Raw genomic sequence first — 16,483 nt, forward strand, 5'->3', positions numbered from 1 at the left:
GTGACGGATCCCCTGGACACACGAAGGCGTGCCGCATGACAGCAGCAGTCGCGGTGGACCTGGGCAAGACCGGCTGCCGTGCCGTGCTGTGGGACGGCGCCGGCCCTGCCTCAGACGTCCACGAGGTGCCCGGCGCCCCCGGGCTCGCCACCGACGACGGGGTGACGACGGCCCGTGCGGCCGTGCTCGCCGCCGTCCGGCCCCTCCTGGCGCGGGAGCCGTCCGTCCGGCCGTCGGCCGTCTGCGTGGGCGCGGCGGGAGCCGCCGCCGCACCGGACGCGGCCCGTGCCCTGGCCGGGCTGCTCCTGGACGACCTGTCCGCCGAGGAGGTGGCCGTCACCAGCGACGCGGTCACCGCCCACGCCGGCGCCCTGGGCGGCCGTACCGGCGTCGTGCTCGCGATCGGCACCGGCTCGGTGGCCATCGGCATCGGGGACGACGGCACGTTCGCCCGCGTCGACGGCTGGGGTCCCTGGCTCGGCGACGAGGGCAGCGGCGCCTGGATCGGCGCCGCCGGGCTGCGGGCCGCGCTGCGCGCCCACGACGGGCGCGGCCCGGACACCGCGCTGCTGGCCGCCGCCACCGAGCGCTTCGGCGACCCCGACCGGCTGCCGCTGGCCCTGGGCCGCGACGGCAATCCCGCCCGCACCGCCGCGTCCTTCGCACCGGACGTCGCGCGCACGGCCGCGGCGGGCGACCCCACGGCCTCGGCGATCGTCCGGGACGCCGCCACCGCGCTCGGTGAGGCCGTGCTCGCCGCGGCCCGCCGGATCGGCGGCGACGGCCTCGACGTCGCCGTCACCGGCGGACTCACCGGCCTCGGCGAACCGCTGCTCGGTCCGCTGCGCTCGACGCTCGCCGGCTTCCCGCGCCCCCTGCGCCCGCACCCCCCGCTCGGCGACCCGCTGGACGGCGCGCGCCTGCTGGCCCTGGACGCCCGCAGGCCGCACGAACCCCATGTCGTCCGCGTCCGGCGGGCGGCCCCCTTCCCCCCTGTCCCCACCCCGCCGGTCTCCCCGCCGGCCGTTGCTTAGGAGAGAGCGTGCGCCAACTCGACCTCGTGGTGATCGTCGTGTACCTGGTGGCGATCGCCGTGATCGGACTGCGCCTGGCCGGCCGGCAGAAGACGTCGAAGGACTACTTCGTCGGCGAGGGCAGCATGCCGTGGTGGACGGTGTCGTTCTCCGTGGTCGCCACCGAGACCAGCGTGCTCACCGTCATCAGCGTGCCCGGCGGCGCCTACAGCGGACAGGGCTTCGGCAACGTCGAACTGGCCCTCGGCTACGTCATCGGCCGCGTCGTCGTGGCCACCGTGCTCATCCCGCTGTACAAGCGGGGCGGCTTCGTCAGCGCCTACCAGTACCTGGGGACCAGATTCGGGCTGAAACTCCAGGGGCTGGCGTCGGTCACCTTCGTCTTCACCCGCCTGCTCGCCGAGGGCGTGCGGCTGTTCGCCTCCGCGATCCCCATCAAGCTGCTGCTCGACGAGTTCGGCGTGCACGCGGGCTACCGCGTCATCATCATCGTGCTCACGGTGATCACCGTCGTCTACACGTACCTCGGCGGCATCAAGGCGGTCATCTGGACCGACGCCATCCAGATGGGCCTGTACCTGGGCGGCGCGGTCCTCGCGATCGCCGTCCTGTCCGGGCACGTCGGCGGCGCCGGCTTCTCGCGCGCCCTGCACGCGGGCGAGTTCCGGCTGTTCGACACCGACTTCACTCTCGCGCACATCCTGACCAGCCCGTTCGCCCTGCCCACCGCGATCGTCGGCGGCGCGATCTTCGCCATGGCCAGTCACGGTTCCGACCAGCTCATCGTCCAGCGCATCCTGGCCACCCGCTCCCTGCGCGACGGCCAGAAGGCGATGATCGCCTCCGGTGTCTTCGTCACCTTCCAGTTCGCCGCGTTCTCCCTCGTGGGCGCGCTGCTGTGGGCGTACAACGAGGGCAAGAGCTTCAAGGAGCTCGGCCTGGCCAGCTCCGACAACCTGTACCCGAACTTCATCCTGCACGGGCTGCCCGTGGTGATCTCCGGCCTGCTCGTGGCCGGCATCCTCGGCGCCGCCATGGGCTCGCTGTCCTCGGCGCTGAACTCCATGTCGAACTCGACCGTCGCCGACATCATCCACAGCTTCTTCCGCACGACGCCGTCCGAGGCGTCGCTGCTGAAGCTCGCCCGGGTGATGACGCTGGTGTGGGCGGCGCTGATGGCGGTCTTCGCCTGCGCGTTCAGCACCAGCACGGGCAACGTCTACCTCACCGGCCTGACCATCGCCGGCTACACCTACGGCGCCCTGCTCGGCGCGTTCCTGCTCGGCCGGATCGTCCGGCGCGCCAATGAGGCCGACTCCGTGGTGGCGTTCCTGGTGACGGTCGGCGTGATGACGTACATCGTGCGCGAGGTGAAGATCGACGTGACCGTGGGCGGCGCCACCGTGCCGACGGCCATCGCCGCGCAGTGGCTGGTCCCGATCGGCGTGGTGGTCACCCTGGTCGTCGGCGGTCTGATGAGCTTGTTCCACCGCGCCCCCGAACCCGGGCAGGACCGGTCGGCCGACGGCGACCCCGGCCCCGGCCAGGGGCGGGTCACGGCGGCCGTCCGGCAGGACTGAGTCCGGCCGGGCCGGGGGCGGGACGGCACCGCCGCCCCCGGCCGGCGACCGAGGACCGCACCCACTCCCTTCCCTCACGCTTCCCGGAGGCACGCACCATGTCCCAGCCGCAGCGCACCGCGTCCGCCGAGCCGGCGGGGGACGGTCCCGGAGGGGCCATGCGGGTGATCGGGCTGATGTCCGGCACGTCGTACGACGCCATCGAGGCAGCCGCCGCCGACCTCAGCCTGGACGGCGACAGCCTGCTCCTGCGGCCCCTCGGACACCTCTCCGTGCCCTACCCGGACGACCTGCGCGCCCTGATCGCCGCCACGCTGCCACCGGCCGCCACGACCACGCAGGCCGTCTGCGCGCTGGACAGCGGCATCGGGCAGGCCTTCGCCCGAGCGGCGGCGCGTGCCCTGCGGGAGCTGTGCGCGGGGGCGGCGGACCTGGTGGTCTCGCACGGCCAGACCCTGCACCACTGGGTGGAGGACGGCATCGTCCGCGGCACCCTGCAACTCGGCCAGCCGGCCTGGATCGCCGAGGAGACCGGGCTGCCCGTCGTCTCCGACCTGCGCAGCAGGGACGTCGCCGCCGGCGGCCAGGGCGCCCCGCTGGTCGGTCTGCCCGACACCCTGCTGCTGCGCGCCCTGCCCGGCACCCCGGCGGCGCTGAACCTCGGCGGCATCGCCAACGTCACCGTCGTCGCGCCCGGCGCCGAGCCGCTGGCCTTCGACACCGGCCCCGCCAACGCCCTGCTCGACGCGGCCGTACGCCACTTCACCGGCGACGGCACCGCCTACGACGCGGACGGACGCCGGGCCGCCGCCGGAAACGTCAGCCCCGAACTGCTCCGCTTCCTGCTGGCCGACCCCTACTACCGCAGGCCCGCCCCGAAGACCACCGGCAAGGAGCACTTCCACCTGCCGTACCTGCTGCGGGCGCTGGACGCCGTACCCACGCCCGCCGCCGACGACGTCCTGGCCACGCTGGCCCGGCTGACCGCGGTGACCGTGGCCGACGCCTGCCGGGCCCACGGGGTCACCCAGCTCGTCGCCTCCGGCGGCGGCACCCGCAACCCGGTGCTCATGCGCATGATCGGCGAAGAGCTGCCCGGCGTACCGGTGCGCCGCAGCGACGACCTCGGGCTGCCCTCCGACGCCAAGGAGGCCCTGGCCTTCGCCGTCCTGGGCTTCCTCACGGTCCACGGCCTGCCCGGCACCCACCCCTCCGCCACCGGCGCCGCCAGGGCCACGCTGCTCGGCAGCATCACCCCCGGCCGGGCGCCGCTGCGCCTGCCCGCACCCGTCGACCAGCCGCCGCACCTGCTGCGGATCGTCTGACCCCACCCGAGGACCCATGAGCCCCTCCGCCGCCCCCTCCTCCGCCGCCGCGCACGCGCCCGACCGCCTGGCCGAGCTGCTGTCCGCGTGCGTCGACGACCCGGCCAGGGTCACGACCGACGTCCCCCGCAGGGTCGCCGCCGCCCACGACGCCTCGCCGTACCTGTTCACCCCGCGCGCGGTGGTGCGTGCCGTGTCGGCGGCCGAGGTGGGCGCCCTGATGGCCGGCGCCCGCGCGGCCGGGCTGCCGCTCACCCTGCGCTCGGGCGGCACCAGCCTCGCGGGGCAGGCGGGCGGCGACGGCATCCTCGTGGACGTCCGCAGCGCGTGGCGCGGCGCCGAGGTCCTCGACGACGGGCTGCGCGTCCGGGTGCAGCCGGGGCTGACCGTGCGGCAGGTGAACGCGCGGCTCGCCCGGTACGGACGCCGGCTCGGCCCCGACCCGGCCAGCGAGTCCGCCTGCACCATCGGCGGCCTGGTCGCCAACAACTCCAGCGGCATGAACTGCGGCACCCGGGACAACGCCTACCGGACCATGGAGTCCCTCCAGTTCGTGCTGCCCTCCGGCACGGTGGTCGACACCGCGCTCCCCGACGCGGACCAGGCGCTGCGCGCCCGCGAACCCGAACTGCACGCGGGCCTGCTGCGGCTGCGCGACCGCGTGCGCGGCTCGGCCCGGTCCCGCGCCACCGTCGAGCGGCTGTTCTCGATGAAGAACACCATGGGCTACGGCCTCAACTCGTTCCTGGACCACGACGAACCGGCCGACATCCTCGCCCACCTGATGATCGGCAGCGAGGGCACCCTCGGCTTCGTCGGCGAGGCCGTCTTCCGCACCGTCCCCCTGCTGCCGCACACCGCCACCGGTCTGCTGGTGCTGCCCGGCCTCGCGGAGGCCACCGACGCCCTGCCCGCGCTGCTCGCCGCCGGCGCCCGCACCGCCGAACTCCTCGACGCGGCGTCGCTCCGGGTGGCCCAGCAGTCCCCCGACCCCGTCGACGAGGTGCGCGGCCTGCGCGTGGAGCGGCACGCGGCCCTGCTGGTGGAATTCGCCGAGGAGGACCCCGGGCTGCTGGCACAGCGGGTGGCGGACGCGCGGGCGGCCCTGGACCGGCTGCCCACGGTGAGCGACACCGTGCTCGTGGGCGACCCGCGCCCGCGGGCCCGGCTCTGGCACCTGCGCAAGGGCCTGTACACCGCCGTCGCGGGCGCGCGCCGCCCCGGCACCACCGCGCTGCTGGAGGACATCGCGGTGCCGATGGACCGGCTGACCCGTACCTGCGAGGGCCTGACCGGGCTCTTCGACCGGTACGGCTACCAGGACGCGGTGATCTTCGGCCACGCCCGCGACGGCAACCTGCACTTCATGCTGACCCAGGACTTCGACTCCGCCGCCGAGGTGGAGCGCTACGCCCGGTTCACCGACGCGATGGCCGACCTCGTCCTGGACGCCGGGGGCACGCTGAAGGCGGAGCACGGCACCGGGCGGGCCATGGCGCCGTTCGTGCGCCGGCAGTACGGCGACGAGTTGTACGACGTCATGCGCGAGCTGAAGCGGCTGTGCGACCCGCACGGGGTGCTCAACCCGGGTGTGCTCCTGGACGACGACGCGAGCGCGCACCTGCGCAACCTCAAGAGCATCCCGGAGGTCGACCCCGCCGTCGACGCGTGCGTCGAGTGCGGCTACTGCGAGCCGGTGTGCCCCACCGCCGACGCCACCACGACCCCGCGGCAGCGCATCGCCCTGCGCCGCGAGATCGCGCTGGCCACGGCGGCGGGTGACGAGGAGCGGCGGCGCGCGCTGTCCGAGGACTACGGCTACGCGGCCGTCGACAGTTGCGCGGCCGACAGCCTCTGCGTCACCGCGTGCCCGGTCACCATCGACACCGGGGCGGTGATGAAACGCCTGCGCGCCGACCGGCACGGCGCGGTCGCGCAGCGCGCGGGAGACACGGTGGCCCGGCACTGGGGGACCACGGTCAAGGCCGTGCGCGCCGCCCTGAACACCGCCCACGCCGTCCCCTCCCCCGTCCTGCGCTCCGCCACCGGGGCGCTCCGCCGGCTCGGGGCGGGCGAGCTGGTGCCGGCCTGGTCCGACGACGTCCCCCGCGGCGGCCCCGCCCGTCCCGCGCCCCACGACCCGGCCGGGGCCCGCGCGGTGTTCTTCGCCGCGTGCATCGGCAGTCTCTTCGCACCGGAGGAAGGCGGAGCGGGCAGCCCGGCAGGAGCGGCCGGCGCGGCCGGGGCCTTCCTGCGGCTGTGCGCGCGGGCCGGGGTTCCCGTGACCGTGCCCGCCGGGCTGGACGGGCTGTGCTGTGGCACCCCCTGGCAGTCCAAGGGCTACACGGCCGGGTACCGCACCATGGCCGCCCGCACCCTGGAAGCGCTGTGGGAGGCGAGCGGGCACGGCCGGCTGCCGGTGGTGTGCGACGCCTCGTCCTGCACGCACGGCCTGGACCAACTGCGCGAAGCCCTGCCGGAGTCCGACCGCGCCCGCTTCGCGTCCCTGCGCTTCGTCGACAGCGTCGTCTTCGCCGCCGAGCACCTGCTCCCCGCCCTGCCCGCACCCCGGCGCCTGGGCAGCCTCGCCCTGCACCCCACCTGCTCCACGGTGCACCTCGGCATCGAGACCACCCTGCGCGCCGTGGCCGCGGCGGTGAGCGACGAGGTGACCGTGCCCGACAACTGGGGCTGCTGCGCGTTCGCCGGGGACCGGGGCCTGCTGCACCCGGAGATCACCGCGTCCGCCGTCGCCGCCCAGGCCGCCGAGCTGAACGCGGGCACGTACGACGCGTACGCCTCCTGCAACCGCACCTGCGAGCTGGGCATGACCCGGGCCACGGGCCACCCCTACCGGCACGTCCTGGAACTCCTGGACGAGGCCACGGCCTGAGGGGCGGACGGCGGGCCGGCACCGGCCGGGTGGGCACCGCGGCTCACAGTCGGTCCCCCACGCCGGCCGGCTTTGGAGGATGCGGTCCGCCACCGTCCTTGACGTCCTGCTCGCAGGTGCGTCCGTGGTAGGACTGGTCGTTGGGGATCAACAGGACTCCGGCAACCTGCTCAGGGTGCTCGACGGCGAGCCAGTCGTCGCCCGTGTGGTCACCGTCCGGGCCGAAGGCCTCGGCCGAGTGGACCGTCCGGCACCCCAACGCCACGCGCTCCTCATCGACCGCGCAGGCGTCCACCGCGGGGCCGGATCCCTCGTCGGCGCCGTCGAAGCGGTAGTGGAAGTGGACCTGGTCTCCTTCGTCGGGCACCTGCGGGTGGGGCTCAAGGCGCCAGTCGACGACCTCGGCGATGACGCCGAGAGGCCGCCCGGACACGTCCTCGACCCGCACCCTGACACCGGCCTCACCGCGCTCCGCGGTCGTGTCGGTGCAGCCCCAGTGGGAAGAGCAGCCGGACAGGGCGAGCATCACCAGAGCCGGCAGAGCACCGGCAAGTGCGTGGAACAACGTCTTGCGCGACGGGCCGCCGGCCGCGAGGCGCCCCTCCCGGGCGGGCGCCGTCGGCGGCCCCAGGAGCACGGCGTCTCCCGGAGAGCGGCCGGCGCGGGAACTCCCCGCGTGTACGGCACCGCGCCCGCGCGGCCCTCCGCCCGCGCTGCGGCGGCGCTCGTTCAGCGGGCTCTTCTTCCGATGACCGCGCGCGTGCCTCATCCCCCAGGCGCCCCGCTGCGCAAGCCGTCCATGACCAGGTCGAGGAGGCGGGCGGCGCGGGGTTGCCAGTCGTCGTGGGGGTCGAGTTGCCACAGGCCCGCTATGGCGAGGAAGAAGTCGTCCGCGGTGACTCCGGGCCGGATGGTGCCCGCTTCCTCGTTGGCGCGGAGCAGGAGTTCGGCCGCGTGGGCCACCGGGGTGGGCGACGGCTTGGCGGGGCCGCCCGGCGCGCCGGTGACCTGGCGTATCGCGTCGGCCAGCCCGGCCTTGGCCATGGCGAACTCGGCGAGCCGGTCCATCCAGGCGCGCAGGGCCTCGTCGGGTGCCCGGTCGGCGAGCAGGTGTTCCGCGCTGTCCGAAACCTGCCGCATCTCATGGCGGTAGATCTCCAGGACGAGTGATTCGCGGTTGGGGAAGTTGCGGTAGAAGGTGCCCTGCCCGACACCGGCCTTCTTGGCGATCACGCTCAGCGGGGCGTCGGCGCAGCGCGACAGCTCGGTGAGCGCCACCTCCAGGATGCGCTCGCGGTTGCGCTGTGCGTCCGAGCGCCGGGGTGAGTCCTTCTGCTGCGGCACTCGTCCTCCTCCAGGCTTGGCCGAACCTCGCCCTTGCTAAGCGGACAAGTGTCCGTTACGTTTTCTGTGAGCGGACAGCTATCCGTTTACGTTCACCATAGCGGCTGAGGCGGCCCTACGGCAGTCGCCAGTCACCCTCACCGGGGTCCCAGCCCCCGGCACTCCGCACCCTTCGCACCGCAGCTCCGCACCCGCCCCTCGTGGCACACACCGCACGACGCACCCCCCGCGCCGCCCACCCCCGGCCGCCGGTCCCCCGTCTGTCCTGGAAATGCGAAAGAAGCAGCCCATGGCCTCATCGACGTCCAGTGTCATCACCTTGAAGATCAACGGCGAGAAGTACACACTGCCCGTCGACCACCGCACCACCCTGCTCGACGCCCTGCGCGAGCGGCTCGATCTCACCGGCACCAAGAAGGGCTGCGACCAGGGGCAGTGCGGGGCCTGCACGGTCCTGCTGGACGGGCGCCGGTCCGTCGCCTGTCTGCAACTGGCCGTGGCGGCCGAGGGCCGGGAGATCACCACCATCGAAGGCGTGGCCGACGGCGACCGTCTCCACCCCGTGCAGCAGGCGTTCCTCGACCTGGACGGCTTCCAGTGCGGCTACTGCACACCGGGCCAGATCTGCTCGGCGATCGGGATGATCGAGGAACACGCGGCGGGCTGGCCGAGCGCCGTCACCGAGGACGTCCGCCCCGAAGCGGGGCCACCACCCCTGACCGCCGAGGAGATCCGCGAACGGATGAGCGGAAACCTGTGCCGTTGCGCCGCGTACGTCTCGATCGTCGACGCGGTGGCCCGCGCGGCCGAGGCCCGGTCCGACGAGGGCCGCGCGCACTCCGCGACGGGCGCCGAGGAGGCCGTGGCATGAGGGAGTTCGACTACCAGCGGGCGCACGACGTCGCCGGGGCCGTCGCCCTGCTCGGCACCGACCCGAACACCCGCTACCTCGGTGGCGGCACCAATCTCGTCGACCTGATGAAGACCGGTGTCGAGCGGCCCGCGCGGCTCGTCGACATCCGCGAACTCCCGCTGGACGAGATCGAGGCCACGCCGGAGGGCGGCCTGCGCATCGGCGCCACCGTCACCAACGGCGACCTGGCCGCCCACCCCGAGGTCCGCCGCCGCTACCCGGCGCTCGCCCAGGCGGTGCTGGCCGGTGCCTCCGGGCAGCTGCGCAACATGGCCACGGTCGGCGGGAACCTGCTCCAGCGCACCCGCTGCGGCTACTTCACCGACGTCACCCAGCCCTGCAACAAGCGGGTGCCCGGCAGCGGCTGCCCCGCCATCCAGGGCGAGCACCACAACCACGCGATCCTGGGCGCCTCCGACCACTGCGTGGCCGTACACCCCTCGGACATGGCCGTGGCCCTGACCGCGTTCGACGCCGTGGTCGGGTTCGAGACGGCGGACGGGCCCGGACAGGTGCCGCTCGCCGACTTCTACCTGCCCGTCGGAGACACTCCGCACCGGGAGACCGCCCTGCCGCCGGGCGCGCTGATCACCGGCGTCACGCTGCCGCCCGCCCCGGTCGCCGCCCGCTCCCGCTACCGCAAGGTCCGCGAGCGCGCCTCCTACGCCTTCGCCATCGGCTCCCTCGCCGCCGCGCTCGACGTCCGTGACGGCGTCGTCCAGGACGTGCGCCTGGCCCTCGGCGCCGTGGCCTCCCGCCCGTGGCGGGCCGTCGCGGCCGAGCGGGTCCTGACCGGCGCGCCCGCCACCGCCGAGACCTACGCCGCCGCGGCGGACGCCGAGCTGGCGGCGGCCCGGCCGCTGCCGCACAACGGGTACAAAGTGGACCTCGTCCGCAACCTCGTGGTGGCCGTCCTGACCGAACTCGCCGAGGAGACCGCACGATGACCGCCGTCACCACCGGAACACCCGCGCAGGCGCCCTCGGTGGGCACCGGCCACACCCGTGTCGAGGGCAGGGACAAGGTCACCGGAGCGGCCCGCTACGCGGGCGAGGTGCCCTTCGCCGGCCTCGCCCACGGCTGGCTGGTGCTGTCCACGATCGCCCGGGGCCGCATCAGCGCCCTCGACACCGAGCCCGTCCTCGCCATGCCGGGCGTCCTGGCCGTGCTGGACCACCGCAACGCCCTGCGCCTGGAGACCGACTACACCGGCCTGATGGGCATGCGCCCCGACCCGACCTGGGCGGTCTTCCAGCACGACCGGGTGCCGCACCGGGGCTGGCCAGTCGCGCTGGTAGTCGCGGAGACGTCCGAGCAGGCGCGGGAGGCCGCCGAGGCCCTCGTCGTGCACTACGAGCAGGAACCGCACGACGTCGAGTTCACCGGCGAGCGCCCGGACGCCTACCCGCTGGACGGCCACATGCCGGCGGTGACGCAGAAGGGCGACCTCGACGCGGCCCTCGCCTCCTCGCCCGTCGTCGTGGACGCCGAGTACACCACCCCCGAAGAGCACCACAACCCGATGGAGCCGCACGCGGCGACGGCCCGCTGGGACGGCGGGCAGCTTGAGGTGATCGACTCCAACCAGGGCGTCACCTGGGTCGCCGGCGAACTCGCGAACCTCTTCTCGCTCGACCCGGCCTCCGTGCGGGTGCGTTCCGAGCACGTCGGCGGCGGCTTCGGCAGCAAGGGCGTCCGCGCCCACCAGGTCGCCGCCGTGATGGCCGCGACCGTCCTGCAACGGCCCGTGCGGGTGGTCCTCACCCGGCGCCAGATGTTCTCGCTGGCCGGCTACCGCAGCCCCACCACCCAGCGCGTCCGGCTCGGCGCCGACACCGACGGACGGCTGCGCGCGCTGGAGCACAGCGCCGTCAGCGCCACCTCCACGGTGTACGAGTTCGTCGAACCGAGCGCCGGGGTGGCGCGGGTGATGTACGACGCCGAGGCGCACCACACCGCCAACCGCCTCGTGCGGCTCGACGTGCCGAGCCCGACGTTCATGCGCGCCCCGGGCGAGGCACCCGGGTCGTTCGCGCTGGAGGCGGCGCTCGACGAACTCGCCGAGAAGTGCGGGGTCGACCCGATCGAACTGCGCCTGCGCAACGAACCGGACAAGGGCCCGGTCTCGGGCCTGCCGTTCGCCGGCCGCAATCTGGCCGCCTGCTTCCGCGAGGGCGCCCGGCGGTTCGGCTGGGCGGACCGGGACCCGCGCCCCGGGGTGCGCCGCGACGGGCGCTGGCTGCTCGGCACCGGTACGGCCGCGGCCTCGTTCCCGGCGGGCGCCGCGCCGTCCACCGCCGCCGCGACCGCGCTCCCGGACGGCACCTTCACCGTGCGGATCTCCGCGGCCGACATCGGCACCGGCGCCCGTACCGCGCTCACCCTGGTCGCCGCGGACGCCCTCCAGGTGCCGCCGGAGCGGATCCGGATGCGCATCGGGGACAGCGCCTTCGGCCCCGCGATGATCGCCGGCGGCTCCATGGGCACCCGTTCCTGGTCCTGGGCGGTCCGGGCCGCGGCCGGTGAGCTGCGCGAACGGCTGGCCCTCGGCGCCGACATCCCGCCGGAGGGCATCACCGTCCGCACGAACACCGCCGAGGCCATCGCGGCCCTGCCGCCCGCCGAACGGCACTCCTTCGGCGCGCAGTTCGCCGAGGTCGCCGTGGACGTGGGCACCGGTGAGGTGCGGGTGCGGCGCATGCTCGGCGTCTTCGCGGCGGGCCGGATCATCAACCCGCTCACCGCCCGCAACCAGCTACGGGGCGGCATGATCTGGGGCATCTCCATGGCCCTGCACGAGGAGGCCGTCCGGGACCGCGCCTCGGGCGGCCATGTCGGCGCCGACCTCGCCGGCTACCACGTGGCCACCCACGCCGACGTGCCCCGCGTCGAGGCGGACTGGATCGACGACACGGACCCGGACGACCCGGTCGGCATCAAGGGCATCGGAGAGGTCGGCATCGTCGGCGCCGCGGCGGCGATCGCCAACGCGGTCTGGCACGCGACCGGCGTACGCCATCGTGCCCTGCCCATCCGGCCCGACCGGATCCTGTCGGCCGCCGCGGGGGCGCCGGATGCTTGATCTGGCCGAGGAGCTGCGCCGCTGGACCGAGGAGGGCCGGGAGTTCGCCGTCGCCACCGTGGTGGCGGTCGGCGGCAGCGCGCCGCGCGGTCCCGGCGCGGCCCTCGCCGTCGACAGCGCGGGCACGGTCATCGGCTCGGTCTCCGGCGGCTGCGTGGAGGGCGCGGTCTACGACCTGTGCCGCGAGGCGCTGCGGACCGGCCGGAGCGTGGTCGAACGGTTCGGGTACAGCGACGAGGACGCCTTCGCCGTGGGACTGACCTGCGGCGGGACGCTCGACGTGCTGGTCACGCCGGTCACCGGCGAGGCCCCCGTGAGGACGGTCCTGCGGCCGGCGCTGTCGGCCGCAGCGCGGGACGAACCGGCGGCCCTCGCCCGGGTCGCCCGGGGCCCCGCCGAACTCCTCGGCCGGGCCCTGCTGGTCCGGCCCGACGGCACGTCCGAGGGCGGTCTGGGCGGTCACCCGGAGCTGGACCGGGTGGCGGCGGCCGAGGCCCGCGCCCTGCTGGAGGCGGGCCGCACCGGCACGGTGGAGCTGTCGGCGGACGGCTCGCACTGCCCCGGCGGCGTGACGCTGCTGGTCGAGTCGAACGTGCCGCCCCCGCGCATGATCGTCTTCGGCGCGGTGGACTTCGCGTCGGCGCTGGCCCGGGCCGGCAAGTTCCTCGGCTACCACGTCACCGTCTGCGACGCCCGCCCGGTCTTCGCCACGCCGGGCCGGTTCCCGGACGCCGACGAGGTCGTCGTCGACTGGCCGCACCGCTACCTGCGGCGCACCGCGACCGACGCCCGTACGGTCCTGTGCGTGCTCACCCACGACGCGAAGTTCGACATACCGCTGCTGAAGGTGGCCCTGCGGATGCCGGTCGCGTTCGTCGGGGCGATGGGTTCGCGCCGCACCCACGAGGACCGCGACCGGCGTCTGCGGGCGGAGGGCCTCACCGAACAGGAGCTCTCCCGGCTCCGCTCACCGATCGGCCTGGACCTCGGCGCCCGCACACCGGAGGAGACCGCCCTGTCCATCACGGCGGAGATCGTCGCCGCGCGGCGGGGCGGCACGGGGGTGCCGCTGACCGGCGGGAACACGCCGATCCACCACGAGAACGACAAGGGGCACGGGGACGGCGGACGGGCGGCGGTCGCCTGACGGAACTCGGATACGGCGACCGGGAGTGCCGGTCGCGGTCGGCAGGCCGTCGGACAGGTCCACACCGCAGGCGCCGGTGTGGACCTGTCCGCGGCGGTGGCCACCGCGACCGGCTCCGCATCGCCAGCGCCCGCGCCACATGACCACCCGGCGCCGCAGGCGCGGCGGGCGCGGCCGAGGACATCCGCGAACCGGGCGCCGCCGGGACGACGCCCGACGACATCCGGGCCCGCACCACGACCCGCAGGAGCCGGCTGGTCCACTGCCTCCCCGAGGTGCCGCCGACCGTGCCCGCCAGCGAGGCCGAACCCGCCCTGGAGGCGACCCGCCGCCCCTAGACCCGGGGCGGAGGTCGCCGCGACCACGCCCGCCGGGCCAAGAGAACACCGACGTGGCAGGCGCCCGCCGGCTCCGGTGACCCGTACCCCGGCCTCAGGACGGCCCCGGGAGCCGGAGTCCCTGGAGGAGCAGGGCGACCAGGCGGCGGGGATCGTAGCGGGGGTCGTCGCCGGCGCCGACGCAGAGGTTGCCGACGCCGCGCATCAGTTCGTACGGCTGTACGCCGGGCCGGACCTCGCCCGCCTCGACCGCCGCGTCGAGCAGTCGCTCGGCGACGGGCAGCAGGCGGTCGAGGAAGTAGGTGTGGAGCGCGGCGAAGCCGCTGCTGTCCGGTTGCGGTGTGGCGGCCAGTCCGTGCTTGGTGACCAGGAAGTCGATGAAGAGGTCGATCCACTGGCGCAGCGCCGCGAGCGGCGAGTCGGCGTCGGCCAGCAGGCGCGGGCCCGCCTCGGCGCACTCCTCGACCTGGTGGCGGAAGACGGCGACGACGAGATCGGCCCGCGTCGGGAAGTGCCGGTAGATCGTCCCCATCCCGACGCCCGCCTTGGCGGCGATCTCGCGGATCGGCGCGTCGACGCCGGAGGTCACGAACACCTCGGCGGCGGCGGCCAGCAGCTTCTGCTGGTTGCGCACCGCGTCGGCCCGCCTGCCCGGGGCCGGCGCCGGTCCGGTCTGGCCTGAAGTGGACACCGCTCTGTCTCCTTGCCTCTCGCCGCCGATAAGCGGAGCAATGTTCCGCATGCGCTTGTGAAGCGGAACGGCGTTCCGTATCGTAGCCGTGCCCGCAAGCGGAACAAGGTTCCGTTTCACGTCCGGCCGATGCCGGACCCGAGGAAGGCCACGCCCATGAGCGCACCCGACTCCGCCGCCACCGCCACCCCGCCGGCTCCCGTGCTCTCGTACAGCCCGGTGGTGCTGCCCATCCCCGGACGCCCCGTCGACCTCCAGGTACGCGTCACCGCACCGGTCACCGGGACCGGTCTGCCCGTCGTCCTGCTCTCCCACGGACACGGCAATTCGCACCACCTGTCCTCCCTCAACGGTTACGCGCCGCTCGCCCACCTCTGGGCCGCCTCCGGCCTCGCCGTCGTCCAGCCCACCCACCTCAGCTCCAGGACGCTCGCCCACCTGCTCGCCGACTCCCCCGGAGCACCCTTCTTCTGGCGTTCCCGCGCCGAGGACATGACCCACGTCCTCGACCGCCTCGACGTGATCGAGAACGCCGTACCGGGGCTCGCCGGGCGCCTGGACCGCGACAGCGTCGCCGTGGCCGGACACTCGCTCGGCGGCTTCACCGCGAGCCTCCTGCTGGGCGCCCGGCTCACCGACCCCGACGACGGCGGCGAGGTGCGCCTCCTCGAACCCCGGATCAAGCAGGGCGTTCTGCTGGCCGCCCCCGGCCGGGGCGGTGACGTCCTGAACGGGGTGATGGCCGAACGGGCGCCGGTCTTCCGGACCCTCGACTTCTCCACCATGACCACGCCCGCGCTGGTCGTCGCCGGCGACAGGGACGACTCGCGGCACTTCACGGACATGGGACCGGCCTGGCACGCCGACCCGTACCACCTCGCCCCGGCCCCCAAGACCCTGCTCACCCTGTTCGACGCGGAGCACGGCCTCGGCGGGATCGCCGGGTACGACGCCGCCGAGACGACGGACGAGCACCCCGGACGGGTCGCCGCGCTCGCCCGGCTCACCTCCGCCTACCTGCGCAGCGCGTTCAGCCCGGGCGACAGCGCGTGGCGGGACGCCCAAGAGGCGCTGACCACCGGTCCGGACGCGTTCGGGCGGGTGGAATCCAGGTAGCCGCGCACCCGGGGCCCGCTTGCGTTTGCATGTATACCGCGTCCGCAACTATTGTCAGGCGTGTGCGCATGAATGCCCACGCCTGGAAAGTACAACGGTCGCTCTCGGACGACGCGACGAGGGGTACCCAGACGGGACGCCCCCGCACCCGGCGAGCGGCGCACTTCCGGAAGGACGGCACTGCCATGACCTCGATCCCGAACGTGACGCTGAACAACGGCATCGAGATGCCGCAGCTCGGCTTCGGTGTCTTCCAGGTCCCCGACGACGAGACCACCGCCGCGGTCGCCACCGCGCTGGAGGCCGGGTACCGCAGCATCGACACGGCCGCGATCTACGGCAACGAGCGTGGCGTCGGCCGCGCCATCGCGGAGTCCGGCATCGCGCGCGACGAACTGTTCGTCACCACCAAGCTGTGGAACGAGGACCAGGGTCACGACGCGACCCTCGCGGCCTTCGACGCCTCCCTCGACAAGCTCGGTCTCGACTACGTCGACCTGTACCTCATCCACTGGCCCGCCCCGGCCCGCGACCGGTACCTCGACACCTGGCGGGCCTTCGAGAAGATCCTCGGCGAGGGCCGCGTCCGTGCGATCGGCGTCTCCAACTTCCAGGTGGCCCACCTGGAGCGGCTGATGGAGAACACCGGCGTCACGCCGGCGGTCAACCAGGTCGAGCTGCACCCCGGCCTCCAGCAGGAGGAACTGCGCGCCTTCCACGAGCGGCACGGCATCGCCACGGAGGCGTGGAGCCCGCTCGCGCAGGGCGCGGTCCTCGGTGACCAGGCGGTGGCGGACCTCGCCGCGCGGTACGGCGTGAGCCCGGCGCAGGTCGTACTGCGCTGGCACCTCCAGATCGGCAACATCGTGATCCCCAAGTCGGTGACGCCCGAGCGCGTCCGGCAGAACCTGGACGTCTTCGGCTTCGAGCTGACCGACGAGGACCTGCGCAGCCTGGCCGCCCTGGACCGGGGCCTGCGGACCGGTCCGGACCCCGACACCTTCAACTGAGCGCCGTCGT

General features: G+C 74.4%; 13 protein-coding genes. 10 read left to right on the forward strand and 3 right to left on the reverse strand.

The window, feature by feature from the left end:
• The first annotated feature begins 35 nt into the window (after positions 1-35).
• The 4 genes from AQJ11_RS38480 (at position 36) to AQJ11_RS38495 (ending at position 6,832) form a co-directional block, all read left to right on the forward strand.
• Positions 36-1,034, forward strand: a complete 999-nt coding sequence (locus AQJ11_RS38480) for an N-acetylglucosamine kinase (RefSeq protein WP_059266439.1) — start codon at positions 36-38, stop codon at positions 1,032-1,034.
• A gap of 8 nt (positions 1,035-1,042) precedes the next feature.
• Complete coding sequence (locus AQJ11_RS38485; protein ID WP_059266440.1) at positions 1,043-2,614, forward strand: sodium:solute symporter; 1,572 nt, start codon at positions 1,043-1,045, stop codon at positions 2,612-2,614.
• A 158-nt stretch (positions 2,615-2,772) separates the two neighbouring features.
• A complete protein-coding gene (locus tag AQJ11_RS38490) occupies positions 2,773-3,939 on the forward strand; it encodes an anhydro-N-acetylmuramic acid kinase (protein ID WP_059266492.1) in 1,167 nt (388 codons plus the stop codon).
• 16 nt (positions 3,940-3,955) lie between these two features.
• Positions 3,956-6,832 (forward strand): FAD-binding and (Fe-S)-binding domain-containing protein, encoded by a 2,877-nt coding sequence (locus tag AQJ11_RS38495; RefSeq protein ID WP_059266441.1) that lies wholly within the window; start codon positions 3,956-3,958, stop codon positions 6,830-6,832.
• 43 nt (positions 6,833-6,875) lie between these two features.
• On the opposite strand, the gene AQJ11_RS38500 is transcribed toward AQJ11_RS38495, so the two are convergent.
• Positions 6,876-7,358, reverse strand: coding sequence for a hypothetical protein (locus AQJ11_RS38500; protein ID WP_208616727.1), 483 nt, complete (start codon positions 7,356-7,358; stop codon positions 6,876-6,878).
• Positions 7,359-7,597: 239 nt separating this feature from the next.
• Positions 7,598-8,176 (reverse strand): TetR/AcrR family transcriptional regulator, encoded by a 579-nt coding sequence (locus AQJ11_RS38505; protein WP_059266442.1) that lies wholly within the window; start codon positions 8,174-8,176, stop codon positions 7,598-7,600.
• Between the two features lie 289 nt (positions 8,177-8,465).
• Between AQJ11_RS38505 and AQJ11_RS38510 the strand changes: the two genes are divergently transcribed.
• From AQJ11_RS38510 to AQJ11_RS38525, 4 genes are read left to right on the forward strand one after another with little or no spacing between them, the layout of a single operon-like run.
• Entirely contained in the window at positions 8,466-9,047 is a 582-nt protein-coding gene (locus tag AQJ11_RS38510; protein ID WP_014669302.1) for a (2Fe-2S)-binding protein, read from the forward strand.
• Positions 9,044-10,036: an FAD binding domain-containing protein gene (locus tag AQJ11_RS38515; RefSeq protein WP_059266443.1), complete on the forward strand. Its 993-nt coding sequence runs from the start codon at positions 9,044-9,046 to the stop codon at positions 10,034-10,036. Before AQJ11_RS38510 ends, AQJ11_RS38515 begins: the two co-directional genes overlap by 4 nt.
• Positions 10,033-12,171: a xanthine dehydrogenase family protein molybdopterin-binding subunit gene (locus AQJ11_RS38520; RefSeq protein WP_059266444.1), complete on the forward strand. Its 2,139-nt coding sequence runs from the start codon at positions 10,033-10,035 to the stop codon at positions 12,169-12,171. The genes AQJ11_RS38515 and AQJ11_RS38520 overlap by 4 nt, the downstream gene beginning before the upstream one ends.
• Positions 12,164-13,318 (forward strand): XdhC family protein, encoded by a 1,155-nt coding sequence (locus AQJ11_RS38525; RefSeq protein ID WP_059266445.1) that lies wholly within the window; start codon positions 12,164-12,166, stop codon positions 13,316-13,318. The genes AQJ11_RS38520 and AQJ11_RS38525 overlap by 8 nt, the downstream gene beginning before the upstream one ends.
• 432 nt (positions 13,319-13,750) lie before the next feature.
• Here the strand turns inward: AQJ11_RS38525 and AQJ11_RS38530 are convergent, their stop codons facing one another.
• A complete protein-coding gene (locus tag AQJ11_RS38530) occupies positions 13,751-14,347 on the reverse strand; it encodes a TetR/AcrR family transcriptional regulator (protein WP_059266446.1) in 597 nt (198 codons plus the stop codon).
• A gap of 156 nt (positions 14,348-14,503) precedes the next feature.
• Between AQJ11_RS38530 and AQJ11_RS38535 the strand changes: the two genes are divergently transcribed.
• Positions 14,504-15,463, forward strand: a complete 960-nt coding sequence (locus AQJ11_RS38535) for an alpha/beta hydrolase family protein (RefSeq protein WP_059266447.1) — start codon at positions 14,504-14,506, stop codon at positions 15,461-15,463.
• Positions 15,464-15,648: 185 nt separating this feature from the next.
• Positions 15,649-16,473, forward strand: a complete 825-nt coding sequence (locus AQJ11_RS38540; RefSeq protein WP_014669295.1) for an aldo/keto reductase — start codon at positions 15,649-15,651, stop codon at positions 16,471-16,473.
• The last annotated feature ends 10 nt before the right edge of the window (positions 16,474-16,483 follow it).

This window comes from Streptomyces corchorusii, assembly GCF_001514055.1.
GTDB classification, from domain to species: Bacteria; Actinomycetota; Actinomycetes; order Streptomycetales; family Streptomycetaceae; genus Streptomyces; species Streptomyces olivaceoviridis.